Here is a 20,875-nt window from a genome sequence, read left to right on the forward strand (position 1 = left end):
TAAATGATGTTTTCTGCGATGGCTTATGAAGTTTGATAATTTAATTGTTTTTAAGCTAAGTGAGTTTCCTGCTTATTCTGAAACTTTTATAGTTCGGAACGTAATAGGCGCCATTGAGAAAGGATATCAGGTAAGAATTCTTGCCAATCTTAAAAACCATATTTCCAATTCTTCTCAAAAAGATTTACTTGAGAAGTATAAACTTTTGGAAAAAGTTTATACTGTTAAATCCATACCTATTACGCCATTTAGAAGAATAAGAAATCTGATATGGGATATTATCAAAAAACCATATTTGGTCTTTCTTTTTTTAAAATTCACCTTTTTAAAAAGGAATCTCAGCTATTACTTCCTTTACCTGATCAAAGAATATCATTTCCTATTTAAGGCAAAAGTGGTTCACGTTCATTTTTGTGATCAATTCAAGCCACTTCAAAATTTATTTCATTTTGGGTTGTTAGAAGGCAAAATAGTGATCACTTTTCACGGGTATGATGTGGAGCTTTTGGCTACTAAAAACAAATCTGATATTCCAGTTTTAAATCAAATAGGATCCGTTTTCATTTCAAATTCGGAATTCACTAAAAGTAAATTAATTCAGCTAGGTTTGGATTCGAATAAAATTCAAGTGGTTTATAATGGTATTGATGTTTCCATATCTGAGCCCACACAAAGAGATTCTGTTAATCATCCATTAAGACTTTTAAGTGTTGGAAGACTTGTGGCTTTTAAAGGACATATCTATGCCCTAAAGTCAGTTCTAGAACTTGTCCAAAATGGGTGTAAGGTTAAATATACAATAATCGGAGAAGGAAAGGAATTTGAAAATCTAATCGCATTTGTTAAATCGAATGGATTGGAAGAGCATGTCCAATTTTTAGGAAAAAAGACCCAAAGTGAAATATTTGAGCAATTTATTGCCAATGATATTTTTTTGTTTCCATCCACCGTAGATAATAATGGAAGAATGGAAAACTTTGGTGTAGCATCCCTTGAAGCACAATTATTTGGTTTGCCAGTTATTGGATTTGATGTAGGTGGGTTTCCGGAAACTTTAAAAAATGAAAAAACCGGATTTATTGTTCCTGACAAAGATTACAAGCGAATGGCTAAGAAAATTATCGAACTTGTAGAAAACAATTATCTATACTCAATGACTAGTAAAGAAGCACAGAATCATATAAGAAAATATTTTAATTATACTGATATTTTTAAAAAACTTGATAGGGTTTACACATCTTGAATAATGTCTTTCCCACTAGTTTCCATCCTAATCCCAAATTTTAATAAGGCTCCTTACTTGAGAGAAACATTGGATTCTGTGTTAAGTCAGACCTATACCCATTGGGAATGTATCATTGTGGATGACCATAGCACAGATCATTCTTGGAAGATTTTGGAGGAATATGCCAAAAAGGATTCCAGAGTGAAAGTTTTCAAAAGACCTGATGATCGCACCAAAGGAGGTAGTGTAGCTAGAAATTATGCCTTTGAATTGTCCAAAGGAGAATTTATCCAATGGTTGGATTCTGATGATATCATCCATCCAATCAAAATTGAGAATCAACTTCAGGACTTATTATCAGTTAACTTGAATGCGATTTCTATTTCTAATTGGGATTGGTTTGATCAACTGGGAGAAATAGAGAAAAAGCTGGAGAACTCAAATTTCAGCTCGAGCATTAGAGCAAGATGGCAAGAACATCCAAAGAATGGTTTAAATCTAATTTTATGGCTTTTTAAAAATAACTTATTTATTCCATCCCATTCCTATATTATGAGTCGGGAAGTTATTCTTAAATCAGGTCTTTGGAATGAAGGGTTATATAAAAATCAGGATGGGGAGTTTATGCTTAGGGCCTTATTGAAAAGTGATCAGGTGGTTTTCAATGACTCGGTTTACGCTTTTTACAGGAGACCTGATTCAAGTCATTTAAGCAAACAAGCGACTTCACAAAGTTATAATGATTGGTTTCGATCACTTGTCTTGGGAGATCAGAAGATATTAGAGGTTCAGAATTCCAAAGAAATCAGAAATATCCTGATCATGAATTATGAACGCCTGATCAAGTTTACAGGTTTGGATTTTCCTCAAGTGACTCAAATGGCATTGGAAAGGATCAATGTGCTCAATCCAAAAGTGAAGTTTGACCTTTCCAAACCCTACCTGATTTGGCTGGGTTCATGGGTTGGATTTAGAAACTTTCTCAAGATGAGAGACTTCTTGATCGGTTTAAAACTTTTGAAGATTTGATTCCAAAAATTATCCATTATTGCTGGTTTGGAAAAAAAGCCATGTCCGAATTGGAATTGGGCTGTATACAATCTTGGAAAGCTGTATTGCCTGATTATAAAATCAAGCTTTGGAATGAAGAAAATTTCGACTATTCAGCATACGGCTTTTCATCAGAAGCCTATAAGCTTGGGAAATATGCCTTTGTTACAGATGTCTGTAGACTGCATGCCCTTTACCAAGAAGGGGGTATTTATTTGGATACGGATATGTTGGTTTTAAAGGATTTCACACATTTGATGGATTTTGATTTTATAATTAGTGAGGAAAAAGAAGGTTTAATTTCTGCTGGAATTATTGGATCTACTCCAAGGAATCCAACTTTATCAGACCTATTGAGTCAATATAAAGTATTAAGGTTTAACATTAATTCTCCTTTGGATATACCAAGTTTTCTGACTTCGAACCTAAATAGGAATAAAATAAAAATTTACCCGGCAGCATATTTTTATCCACTTCCTTTCTCCAAAAAAGGTCAGGACTACAAGTCCTATATTCACCCTGAAACATACGCCGTTCATCTGTGGAACCACAGTTGGAAAACTGAATGGAGCCACTTACATGATAAAAGCTTTGTTAAGGCCTTAAGTGGATATTTCAAACGGATTTGGTCAAGCCCTAAAAGTATGATTGGCGATTCTTTTCCCATGATGTTTATAAAGTGCTTTCTGGCAGAAAGCTTTTCGGGTCTCTATCAAAAATATAAAAAAGGATAAAGTGAATCTTAGTGTAACCATTATCATTCCTGCCTACAATGCTGTCAATTTTTTGGAAAGGGCGGTGAAGTCTGCTTTGGCCCAAGATTTTGTCAAAGAAATTATTATCGTAGAAGATGGTTCTCAAGATGATACCTATCAACTTGCCTTACAGCTCGAACAGAAATATGATTTAGTCCAAGTTCAAACCCATGAGAACAGGGTGAATAAAGGCCTGGCAGCTACAAGGAACAGAGGTTTAGAGTTTGCAAGCGGCGATTGGATTCAGGTATTGGATGCAGATGATGAATTGATGCACGGTAAGATAGCATCCCAATTGCGTATCATTAAGCCAGATTCAACTTTCGTTGTCGGGAATTCCTTGGATATATATGCCGATGGCCGGGTTACAAAAAGGTCCTTTTATGAAAATACCTGGCAAGGATTGATCGTGGGCAAATTTGGAATTAGCAGTGCTAATTTATTCAATCGTAAAGCTTTAGCGTCAATAGGAGGATTTGATGGAAAGCTGAGGACAAGTGAAGAGTATGACCTGATGTTCAGGCTAATGAAGGAAGGAAATATGCCTGTATTTGATCCTAATTATCTCACAAAAATCCATATCACAGAAGGGTCATTGTCAAGAGGAAAGCAATACGAAGAGATTCTAAGTACGAACTGGATTAACTTAAGAAAAAGAATTAGAAAACATTTAATTGAAAAAGGAAAGTTTACTTTATTCCTAAATTATTGGTATTCCGGTTCTGTGGGTACCTTTCTGGAAAGTTTTGGATTACCCATAGATGAAACTGTTAACAAAACATTTTTAAAAATTTACAAAGTTGAAAAGAGACTTAAAAAAAGGATCTATTTAACGTTTTTTAATCAATATAAAAAGGCAACTGAGATTTTGATTGAAAACCAAAGGAAAGGAAGTTGAAGCTAAGTGTTATTGTTCCCTACTTTAAGGATTACAACAGGCTTATTCAATTGTTAAATTGTTTGAAGCAGCAACAATTAGCTTCAGATTTGTTTGAAGTGATTGTTGTTAACAACGATCCCGAAATCCCTTTGGAATTGCCCAAGGATTTTTATGCCAATTATTCATTGATATTATTCGAAGAACCACGACCTGGATCTTACGCCGCTCGAAATAAAGGGATTGCCCATGCCAATGGTGAGATACTGGCTTTTACTGATTCCGACTGTCTTCCTGATACGAACTGGTTAAGTAATGCGCTGGAAATATTTGATAGGGATACTCAAAAGAAACTGGGGATTTTGACCGGGCCTGTTCCATTATTTTATAAAGACCCCAAAAAATTAACAGCAGCGGAAGTATATGAAAAATACACGGGGTTTACCACTGAGGCCTATGCCAAAGAGGGTCATGCCATTACTGCTAATTGGTTTTCCTATAGAAATACCTTGCTAGCATTTAAGGGATTTGATGAAAATCTAAAATCAAACGGGGATAGTGATTTATCGAAAAAGATTACGGATCAATATGAAATTCAATATTCCCCCAATGTGATTGTCAGGCATCCCTCTAGGTATTTTGTCAGTGAGGTGGTATATAAATATCGCCGCGTATTGGGAGGAACATATCAAAGAAAGTTTAAAAAATCCCGATTTAAGTTTTTAGGGTATTTGCTGGATTTCACTTGGAGAAGGGTCCGCTTTTCAGCAAAAAAAATGGTAACGATAAGGCCTAAAGAGTCCTCTCAAATTCTTGTGGTAAATCTTGCCATCGTTTGGGGTACCTGGAAAGAATTTTTCTACTTATTAAATGGACTGGAAACCAAGCGGTGAGAAAATTAAAACCTGATTCAACATTTAAATTTTCGCTATGAGATTGCTCTATTTATTAAACAGTTTAACTGCACTTGGAGGAATCTCAAACATTACCAATAGGAAGCTAGAATGGCTTATCACTGAAAAAGGTTATGAAATAGCTGTAATCGTCAAAAAGCTTCATACTGACTATGAGGAGGGCTTTAATGGAAAACTGAAGATTTATAATTTTAACCAAACCTATCTAGGTTTATCTTTTTATGAAAAAGTCATCTACGGTATTCATTTCCGCAATTTCATCAAGAAGATAATGATTGAATTTAAACCTGATATCTGTATTAGTTTACTTTCGAGTATTGATTTTTTCATCCTGCCGTTTATTGCGGTTAAAATCCCAAAAATCCTTGAAATACATGCCTCCTCGATTGAGATCGTACAAAAGTCATTCCCATTAAAAAAACTATTTTATGCTCGCTACTCAAAAATCATTGTACTTAATGAATTAGAGAAATCTCAGTATGGCTTAAATAATGTTGAAGTAATACCAAATTTCATTTCACCTAATAATCTGAAACTTGAAGATTTAACCAAACGGAATATTATTATTTCAGGTGGTAGAAATGAACAATTGAAACAATTTGACCATCAGATTTCCGCATGGAATAAAATCCATTCAGAATTTAAGGATTGGGAATATCATTTATATATTCAAGGTAACAGCCAAGATTTAAACCGTTATAGAAGTTTAGTCGATCAAGGATGCACCTCATTAAAAATCTTTCCTGCTGTAAATAATTTTAGAGAGAAGTTATTGGAATCATCCATCATGGTCCTTACTTCCAAATCTGAAAGTTTTTCTTTGATGATTTTAGAGGCATTTAATGCCTACAATGCAATAATTTCATATAAAACCTTTTCAGGCCCACTTACCTTACTTGGAGAAGGAGAAGGTGTTCTTGTCGATATGAATGATATTGGTCAACTATCTGAAAGCATTTCCTCGGTAATTAAGAATAAATATTTACGAGAGAAGTTATCAAAAAAAGCAAAGGAGAAAGTCCTCAATCACTCAACGCCATCAATTATGGAAAAATGGGTGAACCTTTTTAATCGCGTATTGGATGAGGGTAATTAGGGTTCTGCCATATATGGATTTTGGGGGATTGGAAAGAAGGGTCTTAATTACTGCAATTGGATTTCAACAAAACCCTGATGTTGAGTTGGAGATTTTTGTTTTAGGCTCTCGGGGAAAAACTTCAGATGAAATCTCAGCCCTAGGGATTCAACCCAAACATTTTAACAGCAAAATTAAAATCCCAAATATCAAGTTGATTTATGCTTTGTATAGACAATTCAAGTTGATTCGACCTGATGTAGTTCACACTTCAAGTGCTGAGGCCAATTTTCATGGGCTAATTGCAGCTTGGCTAGCAGGAGTGCCAGTTAGAATAGGAGAGGAGATTGGCTTTCCAAACCATGATTGGAAATGGAGCTTGATTTTCAAGGCTATATATAAGTTAGCCACAAAAGTAATCGGCATCTCCAAGGCAGTAAAAGATAGAATTGTTGAACTAGGAGAGGTCTCAGCTGATAAAGTTGAAGTAGTATATAACCCAGTTTCAGTAACCGACTCAGTAAGCATTAAGATATCAGTAGATCCAGATGCTTTCATATTTGTATCTATCTGTCGATTAGTCCCAGTTAAGAATTTACAGACTTTAATACTAGCCTTTAAAGAGCTCATGTCCTCAGAACTGCATGAGCACCCAAAGCTTTGGATTGTCGGTGATGGAACAGAAAGAGAGAAGCTTGAAAAACAAGTTCATGATTTAGAATTAAATGATCATGTCATTTTCTGGGGTTTCCAAATGGATGTAAGCCCTTATTTAAAGGCAGCTCAAGCCTTTGTTTTGCCTTCGCTTTCAGAAGGTTTTTCCATTTCCTTGGTAGAAGCCATGTTTTGTGGGCTTCCCTGCATAGTCACCAATCAAGGAGGCCCTACTGAGATCATTGAAGATAAAGAAACTGGTTTCCTGATCGATCCTCATAACCAAGATCAAATTCTAGATACCATGCGCAAGATGCTTCACTTACCTAAAGATCATCGTAAAACTATAGGGTTCAAAGCCCAACAAGCTGCCAAAAAATACTCCGTCTCCAATTACATCAATAGGCTTTTGGAGGTTTATGAAGATTGCAGATAGACACCTTGCCATATTCACCCAATCGGTTTCTTATTAAGGAAGTTAAAGTCATAGCGAAGATTTAAATAGAGTTATCATTTACTATAATCGCAATAAACTTGAACAAATCCCCCAAAATGTATACTGATTCATCGTACCTTTTTGAAGTGACTTCTAATCTTATTCATGTCTGAAAAAATCCGCATCCTCCACTGTATCGAAACCATTTCCTCAGGGGGAGTAGAACGCTTAAGGTTGAGCTTTGCTAGAAACCTTGATTACAACAAATATGAATTAAAAATAGCCTGCACTCAAGCTAAAGGCCAGATTTTAAAAGAGTTTAAAACGTTAGGTGTTGAGATTATTGAAGTAGGGAATTTTAAACACCCTTTTCAATTAAAAAATTACAACATACTACTCAAACATATAAAATCATATCAACCTCACATTATTCATGGGGCAGTTTTTGAAGGCAACTCAATGGCTACTGTTGGTAAAATTTTCGGTAAAGTGCCAGTAGCTATTTTAGAAGAAACATCAGAACCTAGGTTCAGGTCGAAAAAGGCTAACTTTTTATTGAAATGCTACGCAAATTTTGCTGATATATTTGTTGGCATTTCCCCAGCAGTTGTTACTTACTTAAAGTCTACCTTAAATCTGTCCTCAAGTAAAGTGATATTACTTTCCAATGGAGTTGAGGTTCCTGAAGCAGTAAGGTCAGAAACATTATCTAAGCTGAAAGATAGTTTGGGAATCAATAGCGATGACATAGTAATAGGGGCTGTTGGACGTGTTTATGATAAAGTGAAGCGTTTTTCAGATATCATAGAAGCCATTCATTTATTGGGTAACCCGAAGTTAAAATTCCTATTAATTGGAAATGGCCCAGACTTGGAATATTTAAAGTCCTTAACTCATAAATATAGCCTCGAAGGTCAAGTACTATTTTTGGATTACCAAGCTGACCCAAACCCTTATTATTGTTTGATGGATATTTTTTGTTTGCCATCTTTACAAGAAGGTTTCGGTTTAGTTGTGGTTGAGGCCATGTTGCATAACTTACCCGTAATAGCTACCAAAGTAGGCGGCTTGAAAAACATAGTGGATGATGGAAAATCAGGCTATTTGGTCAATCCGCAAAGTTCCATTGAATTGGCTTCTAAATTAAATTACCTTATTCAAAATCCTGATCTCCGAGATCAAATGGGTAGAGTAGGCTATCAAAGAGCAATTGAAAACTTTACTATAGATACATACACAAGTAATTTGCTTCAGTTATACCATGAAAAGTTAACTAAAAAAGCAACCCATAACTAAAAATTAATTTGCTAGATATCATTGTCATATTGTTAGTAGTATTGGCGCTATTCTATTCCAACAGCACCATGGCTAAGAAATTTGGATTGTCTAGCAAGTACCAGTATCATTTGCATTACTTACTCTTGTATCATCTGTTTTTTTCATTGTTTTTCACCTGGTACATTCTGAATTTCGGAGGAGACTCGCAAGGATATTGGAAGCTTGGGATGCAACAAGTAGTAATTAGAGGTCCAGAAGCATGGTTTTCCTATTGGGGAACAAGTACTACTTTTATACTTTGGCTTTGTTATATTCCTTCAAGAATCTTGGGCTTGAGTTATACGACAGGAAATATTCTTTTTGGAGCATTAGGATTTGTAGGGATTCGATACATCTTCATTTTAGTAGCAGTTCACTTTCCCATGAACCATAAAGTGCTAAATATTCCACTATTTCCAACTGTATTCTATTTTCTTAATTTGCATTTTTGGTCAGCCGGAGTTGGAAAAGATGCTATCTGCTTTTGGGGAATTGCTTGGTTCTTATTTGCCCTACAGAGTTATAAAAGTAAATGGTGGCAGGTAATTATTGCTTTGTTTTTTGTTTATATGGCAAGACCTCACATGGGGCAAGCATTAATAGGAGGTGCTGCTCTAGCAATTATGTTGGGAAGTGAGATTAGTTCAACTTATAAAATAGCTTTAGGAGTATTAGCATTGTTTGGTTCATACTTTTTAATTGGAAGTACTGCTGAATTTCTAAAAGTTGAGGAACTATCAATTGACTCGTTAACGTCAATAACCTCAAAAACTGCAGGACTACTAAATAAAGGAAATGTTGGGTCGGCAGTAGATATTAGTTCCTATTCCTTACCAGCAAAAATTTTCACTTACATGTTCCGCCCCTTATTTTTTGATGCACATAATTTCGTGGCCTTTTTCTCGTCATTTGAAAATGCCCTTTATCTATGGTTAAGTTTTTTTATCTACAGGAATTGGACCCCAGAAGCTATTAGGGATATGCCACTCTTTCTAAAAGCAGGAATAATTACTTTTATTCCCGTAACCTTAGCTTTTATGAATGCCCTAAGTAACCTAGGCGTTGTTATGCGCATGAAAAACATGACCATGATTTATTTCCTGCTTTTTTGTTTTTTCCTCATCGCCTACAACAAAAAACTCCGCTTCGAGAAGCTCAAAGAAAAGATCCGCTACTACAAGCGGCGTGAAGAAATCATCGCCAAGAAAAAAGAATCCGCGGCTTAAGCTTTTGCCCGCTCTTCGGAATTTGCAATTCCGAAGCCCGATAAATAGGATTTGCAATCCGCTGTGTCGAACAAGATGCCTGGGATTTGTAATCCATCTCCCAAAAAAATCAAGATTGAGCCTACAATTTCCATCGCATTTATGCAGTGATTTTTTTGCCCTGAATGGGAGGGTAGGGGCTTCAGCCGAAAATATTTCGACTAAAGTCGCTAAGCACTCCCTTTCCGCCTCCGACCACCGGCTAAAGCACGGTGGAAATTGTTCAGGTGCCCTGATTCAGGAATTGACATCCAATAACTTTTCACTAATCACTTTTCACTGATCACTTTTCCCTTTTCCTTCGGATTCTTGGTAAAGGAGTTTCCAACTCCATTTCTTTTCGTCTCCCCATTAAGGGACAAGTTATGTGTGCAACCAGATGCCTCCTTTCGTACCATTGACAGATTAAAGGGATCGTCATTCTGAACGCAGTGAAGAATCTCCCACTATTAAGGGAAAGAGATCTCCCGCAATGCTGCGGGACAGGCTTTCATCTCCGCAAGCTCCGATTACCATTGGCAGAAACGTACGTCACTCTGACGAAGGAAGAGTCTCCCATTGTTTAGGAGATGCTTCGACTCCGCAAGCTCCGCTCAGCATGACGCGTAATTTTGTCATTCCCTTTCTTTAAATGCAAAATTTTAAAACCTCGGCATGACAAGGCAAAGCCTTCCTCTCTCTTGCCCGTAAAATTCGCTTAACGCTTAACGCTTAACGCTTAACATTTAACTCTAAATTTTTCACTCTTCATTATTCACTTTTTCATCCTTCATCCTTCATCCTTTCTATATCCCTTCCCTGTTTTTGGCGAAAACCTTAATTCACCATTGACCTTCCCTCGGCCAAAAAATACCACCGCCATCATCCATAAATCCCTGAGTTACACCCAGGGCTATTCAAAGTTCGATCACTTCGTGATCAGAAGCACCCTTCATAGTTTTTTGTTAGTTAGAAATGAAGGAGCAAGTTTGAAAATTGCTCAGACCTTTTAACCTTTAACAATTAACCTTTAACAAATCCAGTTAATCAATTAATCAATTCCACAATTCCCTAATAAACCCTTCTTTCCCAAAAAAAAGCGCCCCATGGTGTGTGGGGAGCGGGGCGCTATAAAAAAATATGGGGATAGACAACTTAATTGCTCCTGTCGTTTTGGGATACTCCCGAATAATCCAGCTCTTCCTGCGGAATAGGGTATACATACCTGTTACTCCCTGGAGGCAACTGAAAGGTTTCCCCACCAATTTCCCTGACCAAGGTCTTTGCAAAACGGCTGTCTCTGTTCAACCTTCTCAGATCTGTCCATCTTAGCCCCCTAAATACCAATTCCTTCCGTCTTTCCAGTAAAACCGTTTCCAGCGCCTCCGCAGGGTCATTGATGGAATAAGGCTCAAATGTCCCTTCCTCATAGCGGCTTACTAGAAACTGATTCAGCAAGCCCAATCCATCCGCTACTTTTCCGTTCCTCACTTTGGCTTCTGCTGCCGTTAGCATCACTTCTCCTACCGACAACCCTGAAAAGGCATTCACAGATCCGGTAAAATGCCCTCTGAAAGTATAGTTCATTGGACCTCTTTCCAGAAAATAGACTTGCTTCCTTAGATCATGTTCACCGTAACTTTTGATCAGTGTACTGTCAATAAATGTCCTGGCATTGGTGGTGAAATTATAGTTGATCATCTGACTGTGAAACAGCACCTCATTATTCAGCTGTGAAATAGGAAAGGGGAGTCCCTCCTGAATTTGGTTCAGGTCAAGTAAATGATCCTTAATAGCCAAAGACTGCATGGCCGCATTTTCAGCAGCAGCATAATCCTCCATGGAAAGAAATACCCTGGCCTTCATGGCCCAAGCGGATGCTTTGGAGGGCCTGCTATATACCTGTGGAAGGTTGGGGAGTTTTTCTATTGCCAGATCCAGGTCTTCCAGTACCTGAGCATAACATACGCCTACAGAAGACCTGGGCAATACCTGATCAATCTCAGGACTCAACCTAAGGATGATCCCATCAGCTGCATTATTACCACCTGGCTCATAGGGTGGAGCAAACACCTGAAGTAGATCATAGAAAGCCTTCGCCCTGTAGAAATGGGCACTCCCGATGACATTGTCCAGCCTGCTTCTTTCTTCGGCTGTACTGGGTACTATTTTTTCACTCTCAAAAAGCACCACATTGGAAGCGAATACCTGCCTATACGGATTCGTCCAATCACCGGATAGAGGAGTGTCAAACACCTCTTCCTTCCAGAGATAGGCATTCCTCTCGGCGACGGTATTGTATGAAGCGTAGCCAAGATCATCTGTCCATACATCATCCGAACCAATCAGCCACATACCCGGTGAAGTATTCATACTGCCGGTTTGGCTATTGTCTAAGAGACCCTGAAGGTCAGCTATACTTTGGGGAACGACAAGATTTTTCCTGGGACGTTCGTCCAAAAACTCCTCACATCCCATGCATACCGCAAGGCAGAGGACCATTATGATTTGAATAGTTTTTTTCATGATATTTTCTGTTTTTAAAGACAGGGAGGCCGGGAGGCTTTTGAATTTCCCGGCACTCCCCATCAGGGCTGCCGTGTAGTTTCGTCACCTTCTGTGTCTCCGAAAGCTACATTTGGGTTCATTATCAACGTTTCACCTTTAATTATGAGAAAAGATTCCGACAGCCATATTGTTGTTTAATTAAACTGTTCCTTAATTTTCTACTTAAATCCCTGGTATCAATATCCACTAATATCTAATAGTATCCAGTACCCCCAATTCGCCGAAGCCATATCCCGAATCGCTTCACTCTCGGGACCTCCGCTAAAGCTCCGGTTTCTATTTATTTCGCGAAGCATATTTCTATCATATTTCCACCTTTACTACTGGTATCAATATCCATTAGTAACTTTCCGCCGTGGCGGATCTAATATCCATTAATATCTTTTTCCTATCTCGGGACCTCCGCTAAAGCTCCGGTTTCCATATATTTCGCCGAAGGCATATCCCGAATCGCTTCACTCTCGGGACCTCCGCTAAAGCTCCGGTTTCAATTTATTTCGCGAAGCATATTTCTATCTTGTTTCAACCTTTTCTACAGGTACCAATATCCATTAGTATCAATTAGTATCTACTAATATCCAATAGTATCCAGTACCCCCATTTCGCCGAAGGCATATCCCGAATCGCTTCACTCTCGGGACCTCCGCTAAAGCTCCGGTTTCAATTTATTTCGCGAAGCATATTTCCACCATATTACTATCATATTTCCACCATATTTCCATCCTTAAAAATCCACCCTAACTCCAAATGCAAAACTCCTCAGCGCATTATCAATCCTATAATCCGGATCCATAAACCTGTCATTCTTCCTCCAGATGACGCCCAGCTGATTGGCATAACCATACAGCTCAGCTCGCTCAAATGGCAGTCGGGCAAACTTGCTGCGCTCAAACACATAGGATAGCCGCACATCCTGTAACCTGATATGGTCTCCCCTGAATACATTGATTTCTGAATTGATATATACAAAGTCCCTAAAGAAGTTAGAAGCTGCAGGGACACTGGGAACATTGGTCACCAATTCATCTCCAGGTTGTTGCCACCTTTGACTGTATTCAGTAGGCTGTAACCTGCCAGAATACAGGTTTCCATAGTTTATAGGATCTCCCCTGAAATAGTAATCCATTCTATAACTGATATTTACAGAAACCGAAAAACCTCCGTAGGAAAAATCATTCCTGATTGCTCCAAAAGTCTGGGGTCTGTCAGAACCGAAAAACACCATATCTTCCACAGCTGTTTGAGAGTATACAGCAGAATGATTGGCACTCGGTTCCCCATCCAATACACCCCTTGGAGCTCCGTTATCCGGATCTAATCCTCCCCAGGCCAAAGCAAAGACAGAGTTTAGGGGAAAACCTTCTCTTGGTTGTGGCCTAAACCCAGGGTTCCCTGCTCCATAAGAAAAGTATTGATTGATTGATGCTTCATTTTCGTACCGGGTTACTTTGTCCACTGTACGGCTCAATAGGAAAAATGACCTCCAGTTAAACTTACCCCGGATATTATGGGTGCTCACCTCAAAATCAAAGCCCCTGGTCCTCATGTCAGCAAAATTCCCGGTGAAACTGGTGACTCCACTGGTGCTGGGGAACATTCTCGTTCCTATCAGATCACTGGCATTCTTGACGAAATATTCAAAACTGCCCCTTATCCTGCTATTGCGGCTTTCAAACTCAGCTCCAATATTGGTGATGCCGATCCTTTCCCATCTCAACTCAGGATTCGGAGGATTGACAATTTGTAAAAATTGAAGACCGCTAAGCGCATTCTGGCCACCTGAGGAAATCCTGGCTGTAGTAAAGGCACTTAAACTTGGGTCTATATTGCCATTGTATCCATAGGTTGTTTTCAGGCGGAGATATGGCAGCCAGTCCACATTATAGAATTTTTCATTGCTGATTACCCATCCTCCGCCTACTGACCACAAGGGGACCCACTTCTGGTTGGCACTCACACCAAACAGGTTCGATGCATCCCTACGGGCAGAAGCAGTCAAAGTGTACCTTTTTTTGTAAGAATAACTGGCATTGGAAAATCCCGATACAAACCTGTCTATTACCCCACTGTGACTCGCTCCGGAAGGAATATTCAAAAGTATATTATTGGCAAATTGGTTGAACCGGGTATTCAGGTTCACTGGTAGGCTGGTCCCATACATGTCATCATAGCCATAGTACCGGGCAGTATTTCCAAGACTTTGAAAATCCCGCACTTCCCAGCCTGCCAAGGCCACTACCTCATGACCCGATGCCCAGCTTTTTTGATAATCCAGCTTTAGCCTCAGGTTATGGCTATAGGCACTACTCTCCCCAAGGTTGAAGATTTCTCCCTCAGGCACCTCCCTGATCACATTTCCATTGGCAGGATCGATTCGGGAAAATGTATTGATCAGGTTTCTGGTAAAGTAACTGTCGGCAGCGTGAAGCTCTTTGTTCCTTCCCTGATTGTTCCAATATTGATAGGAGGCCTCGGCCCTTAATCCATCCAGTATTTTATAGCCTACAAGAAAGTTTAACCTCAGGTCATTTTGAACCTGCCTGTTCAGGTAATTGCCCTGCTCTTCCAAGGGCCTGTAGGCCCAATCCAATAAGCCCAATCCGGGTGCAGCAGCCACAAAAGTACTCCTGTAATCCACAGGCAACATGGCAGGATTTCCATCACTGTCGGAAAGGCTGGCGTAGGGTGAATACACTCCTTGTGGCAATTGGCTCCTCTGTTCCCTATTGCCCAAAGTATAGTACATGCCGGCTCCTATATCCAGCCTTTGGTTGAGTAGACTCCAACTGTTTTGACTATTGATGGTCAGCCTGCTGTTACTTTGGTCCACTACCGATTCACGGTTGCTGTCATATCCTACTGAGGTTTGGTACCTGTGGTATTCTCCTCCCCCTGATACATTGATGGAATATTGCCTGTTCAAGGCAGGTCTGTAGTAGTACCTCTCCAGATCCCTTCTGATATCGCTGGATCGGTGCTGTTCAAGCCTCCGCGCTGTTTCAGCCTGACTGATCACACCATCCCTTCCCAAGATCATGGTTTCTACAGCCGGAGGCAGTATAAGCCTTTGGGGAGAATTCTCTCTTGCGGTATAAAATCCCCTGCCAAACAGCTCCTGCTCGAAGTCCACAAACTCATCCAGTCCCATCATCTGCCTGTGGAACAGATCAGGTTGCTCGATCAGGTTATAATTGCTGTTGATACTGACCTTGGGACTTCCGGCTTTTCCCCTTTTAGTAGTGATGACAATCACCCCATTACCGGCCCTGGCTCCCCAGATAGAGGCAGCTGCGGCATCTTTCAGGACAGTGATGCTTTCCACATCATTAGGGTTGATGTTTTCCAAAGGCCCGTCATAAGGAAAATTATCGATGATAATAAGCGGATCCCTATTGGCAAAAATGGTACTATTGCCCCTGACCTGTACCCCTTCAAGACCACCTCTATTGTTTCGGGCAAACAGGACTCCCGGGCTGATATCCTCAATCCTGTCCAGGATATTGGTACTGACCCGCCTGTTGACCAAGGTTTCATCCAGTTGGACAAAAGAGCCTGTCGACCGTTCGCGGGGCAGCTGCTGATAACCCGTGGATACCACCTCTATGGCACTCAGGCTGATGCCATCTTCCTCCAGACTGATTTCCAGTGTTCCGGAGAAGGGGATAGAGACGGCCACTTCCTTGGAATCGTAACCTATATAGGACACCTCCAGTACAGCTTCCCCAAGAGGAAGGGACAGACTGAAGTTTCCGTCAATATCACTGATGGTTCCAGTATTGCTGTTCTTGAGCAATATATTCGCTCCGGGTATTCCCGTACCATCCTTGGAAAGTATCCTTCCTTCCAAAGTGCTTCTGTCAGTTTGGCCAATCACCCAAAAAATTTGGGCAAAGCACAGCCACAAGAGTAGAATTCTTCTCATCTTTTTTTATGGTTTATTATGTGTTTGGGTATTTCTTTTATTTCCTCATTCTCCCCTCAGTATCCATTAAAATCTAGGGTTCCATGTATCTCTGCATTCATGATTCATATATTTCGCGCAGCATATCCCGAATCACTTCCCCCTCAGAACCTCTGCTAAAGCTCCGGTTTCTACTTAAATCCCTGGTATCAATATCCATCAGTATCCACCAGTATCTATCAATATCAATTAGTATCCACTACCCCTATATCGCCGAAGGCATATTTCTATTTATTTCGCGCAGCATATTTCAATCATATCCCGAATCACTTCCCCCTCAGAACCTCAGCTAAAGCTCCGGTTTCTACTTAAATCCCTGGTATCAATATCTATTAATATCCACCAGTATCTATCAATATCAATTAGTATCCACTACCCCTATATCGCCGAAGGCATATTTCTATTTATTTCGCGAAGCATATTTCAATTTATATTTCTCGCCTCCATTAAAAGCCTCTCCAACTCATCCAAATCCCTTGGCGTCCCGGCAAAACTGTATAACTTCCCATCCTTATCCACTACCATTAGCGTAGGGAAGCCATTGACTTTATAATGCTTCAAAAATGGATGCTCAGTCCTTTTACCTATATAGAAATTGTGGCCCTCTGGCGAAGTGTACTTCCCTTCGGACACACTCTTTTTCCAGCGCTCCTCACTGCTCTCCACATTGATGGATAGAATCTCTACATCCTCTATGGAAGCCAGGCGCTCTTTCAGAGGCTTTAAGGTAGTCTTGTACAACATCAGGCAGGGCTGACAGCCGGTAAACCAAAAGTCCAGCAAGAGGACTTTGCCCTTAAACTCGTCCAAAGCAACCGTCTCCCCATCTATTGATTTCATTTTCAGCTCAGGCAATTCCTGACCAAGGGCATTACTCAGAAGAAGTTCTTCCAATAGCACACGGTGTTCAGGCTTGGTGACATGCTCCAACGTTTTATTGAGTTTAAAATCAATATCTTTTTGGTGTTTAAAACCCAATCCAAAGAAGTTAATCAGCAGGTGGTTTCTAAGTTCTCCGCTATGCCTTTCAAAAAGAATGTCAAAAGCTTCCTTTTCCTCATAGATAGAGGCTACCTTAGCATGGTAGACCAGCATATCCTGATAATCAGCTGAGGAAAGCTTTACTTCTTCGGATATATCCAATTCAGGAAGTTCATGAATGTATTTCCAATAGAGCTTTTCCATTTCAGGAGATTTTCCAAACATGCCTGAATGCATATGGAATCTCATGTAATGGGATAAATACGGTCCAGCTAGAATATCTGCTTCAAGAATCCTATACAACTGATCCGGAATTTGCCCTTGATAGCTTTCTAAGATTTTTAAACCAGGGGGTTGATTATCAATTTGGGATAGATTCTCTTTCCAATATTGGGAAAGGTCTTCGAAATCAGTAATTTGAAATTTTTTATAAGGACTGTGGTTTTCCGCTGCCTTTATTTCTTCTAAAACTTTTTCGTCCCCTAGGTAGGTGTTTTTATCATATGTGACTATACCTGTGGGTTTTAAATTGTTTTTTCGTTTTACTTCCTGCCTTATTTGATGCTGAACATCAAATTGCTTGGCATGGGAGCCCATATAATATCGGTCCATTTTCATTTGGTCAACCTGCAAATACAGACTGTCTCCGGGTAGTATGATGTACCTGTCTAGTATATTGTTTCTTTTATCTTGTAAAGACAGATAGGCAGGTTTATCGAGATCTAGCTCCAAGTAAAACAACTGAGTATCAGGTCCAGTCCCATGAAAAAATGATGTTTCTTTAACTGGTATTTTGAAATTCTCATTAGTCCCTAGAGAATTTAATTTTCCGTAGTATTCTCTGTGTAGGGTTACAGATATTTCCTCCCAAGGCCTGTCAGTTATGATTTCCCCATAGATATATACAGGTTTTGTTTGGGAGATTCCGGAGAGGTGAATTGCCAATACAAATATTACTGTCAAAAATGGTTTTTTGGTTTTTAGATAGGAAGGCACACACACGTACCTACTTCCATCCTTAAGGGAATGTTTGCTGTATGCCAGCCCTTTGGTGCGCACCTTGGTAGATCGGAGAGAGGCCACAAAGAAATTTTCCTGGATCAAGTCCAAAGTAACCCGCACAGTAAGTGCCAAGGAAGCCAGCCAATGCACGGCATTCAGGCTTCTTGGGTATTTGGATCCCAGAGCAGTAAGCGCCCTAAGCCTGACATAGGCTGGACAGCTATCGCTTGGATACAGCCAATTGCAAACAGCTGAATAGATAAAGGATAATGGATTCCATCTGGATTTTGGATAATAGGATAGGGATTCCCCAAGCTTTTGCCGGTCTATCCTTTTCTTTCTGATCCCATAGGATTTGCTTCGGTATAGGCATAGGAATGCCAGGAAGCAGCTTTTTAGATAAATTGCCATTGTAGATTGAAGATTTAAGTTTGGACCTTTGATACCTTACGTGCGGTATCGAAGGTCTTTATAGACACATTTTGATTGAAGATTTAAGATTGAGACACGAGAGACGAGAGTCAAAGCCTGCCCCGATTATCGGGGAGACAAGGGAATTCCATTAAGCAGGTTTTTGACCTACTTTTTGAGGATACAATTTTGAAATTTCCCAGTATTGGGATCAAACTGTCTTGTATCTTATGTCTATCGTATTTATGACCTATCCTCTGCAGCGGATAGGATTACGGGGTGGATGGCTGGCCTGAAAAGGGAGTCTTGGTCTGTTGCGGATTAATATGCCAGCCCATCCTAGGAAAATAGGTTTATCAAACTGGAGATTTGATGATGTTTTTCAACAATTCTACCAGTTCTAAGGTTCTCGAGAAAAATGGACACATATCACAGTTTTCCGCTCCACGGAAAATGGACTTCGAAGATTTGACGGAAATTAAAATATGCTGTTCCATTGCATGTAATATTTATATGGAACGTCTCTACAGTAAAAAATAAAGCCATTGGAGTGGACTCTCTTTCTTGCTAAACCTGAGGTACGGCCAAGCACCCTAGAAATGAGCAAGCGAGTAGCCCACGCCAATGGCGTGAGCATTCTCACTTTTTGTCTCATTTCTATAAGAAAATTGGCCGTTTTCAGGTTTGAGACGTAAAGTGCGATGCTTATTAATTTTAAATATCGCTGTTGGTTATACTTATTATTTACCAACAGTGTAAATCTAATAACAAATTTTTATTCGGACAAGTGTGTCCGAGATATTTTTTTTAACTACATCCATATTTGGGTGTGGTGCAATATAAAAATACTGATTTTGTTAGCCTAATCGCTGCAAGAATCATGGTAATTATGTCAGAAAAAAACATAGAGATACCGGATCTTGCCGATAGGATAGGGGTAGATGAGCGTCATGTAAGAAGGATTATAAATGGCGAGAGAAATTTTAGTGTGAGTGAGATATATAGATTTTCTATCGGATTAGGAGTCCAGCCAAAAGAACTTTTTGATTTTGAAATTTCCTTAAAGGATGAATATATTCCTCCTATTAAAAAACCATAAAAATTATATTTTAATCCTTTAAGTATAAGGATATACCTTAAGTATTCTCATAGAGATTCATCTTTTCAATGTTTTCAGGTAAATAAATCTTTTACAAGATAATTTAAGATTTGGGATATGGTATGTTTAGGAATTATTGAATATCATTTATAGCATGCCGACATGGAATGCTATCCGCTATTGTGGAAAGTGATTGTTAATTATTCTTCTTCCATAAACTTTTACGCTCCTCTTCTGTAGGGTTAATAATATCTTTTACTATGGGGTTCACAAAGTAGTTTAAAACACAAGGGACAAAATCTTCTTTTGTGAACTCTCTCCCAAGTCTTTTTTTAAAACAGCCTAGGCATAACATACCTTCTCCTACTCCATATTGGTTCCAAAGTTCTTCCGTGACACCATAAAAGTTATCTTTTCCTTTCTTGGTATCGATACCACAATATTTACAGGTATAATCCCATTTCATAAGTTGAATTGTTTCTGGTTTTCAAAATTATGTGCATCTGGATCCTTTCACGCTAAATCCTAAGACCCAAACCCTCAACTTTACTTCTAACAGTAAATTGGGACTTTGGAGGGTGGGATGAATTTTCCCGTACGTACGGGAGGCCAGCGTAGGCCTTCAGCGTGGATAGAGCCTGTCCCGATTTTTTTCGGGAATTCGAAATTCTTGATTTTTTGGCTACTTTTTCATCAAAGCCTGTCCCGAAAATCGGGAGAAAAAGTAGCTTTATAAATAAATTTCGGTTATAAAATAACAGTAAAAACTGGTTCAAAACAATTAATAAGGACACGCAATCAAGCGTATAATCTTAATTTATTATTTCAATTTTTTTTGATTGTCTATCTAATAAGAAACTCTCAATTATTCGACATTTATACTTAAATGCCAATTATTTGGGCAATTTTAAGTCAGTTTATGGTAAAATTACCCTGTACAGGGTATTTTATGGGAGTGGGGAAATGGGTAGGTTTGGTAATTGAGAAATAGACGCCATTATGGCATCTATCACTCCGAATTGGAATGCTACACATCATAATGGCGTAGAGAAACCGTTGTGCCTCATGTAAAAAAAGGAAAGTAAAAACCTGTATTAAGTACTGAATTTGCGCAAATTAAGCAAATACAACTCCAATTCCTTGTTTATTTGACACTTTTCAACGACATTTGCACAAAAACATAGCAATGCTAATCAGATTTAATGTAAGGAATTTCAGGTCAATACGTGATAACGTTGAGCTTTCATTGACAAAGACAAGTCTGCGTGGTTTAAAGTCCAATACATTCCAGAGCGGAAATAATAAC

At 39.2% G+C, this 20,875-nt stretch carries 14 protein-coding genes; 10 read left to right on the plus strand and 4 right to left on the minus strand.

What is annotated here, in order from left to right:
* Window positions 1-25 precede the first annotated feature (25 nt).
* The 9 genes from A33Q_RS16865 to A33Q_RS16905 all read left to right on the plus strand — a co-directional run bounded on the left by A33Q_RS16865 (window position 26) and on the right by A33Q_RS16905 (window position 9,529).
* Complete coding sequence (locus A33Q_RS16865) at window positions 26-1,243, plus strand: glycosyltransferase (RefSeq protein ID WP_009033643.1); 1,218 nt, start codon at window positions 26-28, stop codon at window positions 1,241-1,243.
* A 3-nt stretch (window positions 1,244-1,246) separates the two neighbouring features.
* Window positions 1,247-2,254 carry a glycosyltransferase family 2 protein gene (locus A33Q_RS21655; RefSeq protein WP_009033642.1) on the plus strand — a complete coding sequence of 336 codons (1,008 nt, stop codon included), beginning with the start codon at window positions 1,247-1,249 and terminating at the stop codon, window positions 2,252-2,254.
* Window positions 2,251-3,009 carry a glycosyltransferase gene (locus tag A33Q_RS21660; protein ID WP_009033641.1) on the plus strand — a complete coding sequence of 253 codons (759 nt, stop codon included), beginning with the start codon at window positions 2,251-2,253 and terminating at the stop codon, window positions 3,007-3,009. Before A33Q_RS21655 ends, A33Q_RS21660 begins: the two co-directional genes overlap by 4 nt.
* Before the next feature lies 1 nt (window position 3,010).
* Window positions 3,011-3,928, plus strand: a complete 918-nt coding sequence (locus A33Q_RS16880) for a glycosyltransferase family 2 protein (RefSeq protein WP_009033640.1) — start codon at window positions 3,011-3,013, stop codon at window positions 3,926-3,928.
* Window positions 3,925-4,800: a glycosyltransferase gene (locus A33Q_RS16885; protein WP_009033639.1), complete on the plus strand. Its 876-nt coding sequence runs from the start codon at window positions 3,925-3,927 to the stop codon at window positions 4,798-4,800. The genes A33Q_RS16880 and A33Q_RS16885 overlap by 4 nt, the downstream gene beginning before the upstream one ends.
* Window positions 4,801-4,837: 37 nt before the next feature.
* On the plus strand, window positions 4,838-5,917 hold the full coding sequence (locus A33Q_RS16890; RefSeq protein ID WP_009033638.1) for a glycosyltransferase: 1,080 nt from the start codon (window positions 4,838-4,840) through the stop codon (window positions 5,915-5,917).
* Window positions 5,904-6,986 carry a glycosyltransferase gene (locus tag A33Q_RS16895; protein WP_009033637.1) on the plus strand — a complete coding sequence of 361 codons (1,083 nt, stop codon included), beginning with the start codon at window positions 5,904-5,906 and terminating at the stop codon, window positions 6,984-6,986. The genes A33Q_RS16890 and A33Q_RS16895 overlap by 14 nt, the downstream gene beginning before the upstream one ends.
* Before the next feature lie 165 nt (window positions 6,987-7,151).
* Window positions 7,152-8,282, plus strand: coding sequence for a glycosyltransferase (locus A33Q_RS16900; RefSeq protein WP_009033636.1), 1,131 nt, complete (start codon window positions 7,152-7,154; stop codon window positions 8,280-8,282).
* Window positions 8,283-8,350: 68 nt separating this feature from the next.
* Entirely contained in the window at window positions 8,351-9,529 is a 1,179-nt protein-coding gene (locus tag A33Q_RS16905; protein WP_009033635.1) for a hypothetical protein, read from the plus strand.
* 1,173 nt (window positions 9,530-10,702) lie between these two features.
* Here the strand turns inward: A33Q_RS16905 and A33Q_RS16910 are convergent.
* The 3 genes from A33Q_RS16910 to A33Q_RS16920 form a co-directional block, all read right to left on the minus strand.
* Window positions 10,703-12,073: a RagB/SusD family nutrient uptake outer membrane protein gene (locus A33Q_RS16910; RefSeq protein ID WP_040490582.1), complete on the minus strand. Its 1,371-nt coding sequence runs from the start codon at window positions 12,071-12,073 to the stop codon at window positions 10,703-10,705.
* A 766-nt stretch (window positions 12,074-12,839) separates the two neighbouring features.
* Entirely contained in the window at window positions 12,840-16,037 is a 3,198-nt protein-coding gene (locus tag A33Q_RS16915; protein WP_009033633.1) for a SusC/RagA family TonB-linked outer membrane protein, read from the minus strand.
* Window positions 16,038-16,499: 462 nt separating this feature from the next.
* On the minus strand, window positions 16,500-18,470 hold the full coding sequence (locus A33Q_RS16920; protein WP_009033632.1) for a TlpA family protein disulfide reductase: 1,971 nt from the start codon (window positions 18,468-18,470) through the stop codon (window positions 16,500-16,502).
* An 880-nt stretch (window positions 18,471-19,350) separates the two neighbouring features.
* Here A33Q_RS16920 and A33Q_RS16925 point away from each other — a divergent pair.
* The gene (locus A33Q_RS16925; protein WP_262489363.1) at window positions 19,351-19,569 is read left to right on the plus strand and encodes a helix-turn-helix transcriptional regulator; all 219 of its coding nucleotides are present in this window, start codon (window positions 19,351-19,353) and stop codon (window positions 19,567-19,569) included.
* Between the two features lie 196 nt (window positions 19,570-19,765).
* Here A33Q_RS16925 and A33Q_RS16930 read toward each other — a convergent pair whose 3' ends face one another.
* On the minus strand, window positions 19,766-20,035 hold the full coding sequence (locus A33Q_RS16930; protein WP_009033630.1) for a hypothetical protein: 270 nt from the start codon (window positions 20,033-20,035) through the stop codon (window positions 19,766-19,768).
* Window positions 20,036-20,875: the final 840 nt, after the last annotated feature.

The sequence above is a fragment of the Indibacter alkaliphilus LW1 genome, from assembly GCF_000295935.2.
GTDB lineage: Bacteria > Bacteroidota > Bacteroidia > Cytophagales > Cyclobacteriaceae > Indibacter > Indibacter alkaliphilus.

Bases quoted from the DNA above. Each gene is read 5' to 3' on its own strand.
- A33Q_RS16900 (WP_009033636.1), top strand. From the start codon at position 7,152: ATGTCTGAAAAAATCCGCATCCTCCACTGTATCGAAACCATTTCCTCA.
- A33Q_RS16930 (WP_009033630.1), bottom strand. From the start codon at position 20,035: ATGAAATGGGATTATACCTGTAAATATTGTGGTATCGATACCAAGAAA.
- A33Q_RS16890 (WP_009033638.1), top strand. From the start codon at position 4,838: ATGAGATTGCTCTATTTATTAAACAGTTTAACTGCACTTGGAGGAATC.
- A33Q_RS16915 (WP_009033633.1), bottom strand. From the start codon at position 16,037: ATGAGAAGAATTCTACTCTTGTGGCTGTGCTTTGCCCAAATTTTTTGG.
- A33Q_RS16905 (WP_009033635.1), top strand. From the start codon at position 8,351: ATGGCTAAGAAATTTGGATTGTCTAGCAAGTACCAGTATCATTTGCAT.
- A33Q_RS16895 (WP_009033637.1), top strand. From the start codon at position 5,904: ATGAGGGTAATTAGGGTTCTGCCATATATGGATTTTGGGGGATTGGAA.
- A33Q_RS16865 (WP_009033643.1), top strand. From the start codon at position 26: ATGAAGTTTGATAATTTAATTGTTTTTAAGCTAAGTGAGTTTCCTGCT.
- A33Q_RS16920 (WP_009033632.1), bottom strand. From the start codon at position 18,470: ATGGCAATTTATCTAAAAAGCTGCTTCCTGGCATTCCTATGCCTATAC.
- A33Q_RS21655 (WP_009033642.1), top strand. From the start codon at position 1,247: ATGTCTTTCCCACTAGTTTCCATCCTAATCCCAAATTTTAATAAGGCT.
- A33Q_RS16910 (WP_040490582.1), bottom strand. From the start codon at position 12,073: ATGAAAAAAACTATTCAAATCATAATGGTCCTCTGCCTTGCGGTATGC.
- A33Q_RS16925 (WP_262489363.1), top strand. From the start codon at position 19,351: ATGGTAATTATGTCAGAAAAAAACATAGAGATACCGGATCTTGCCGAT.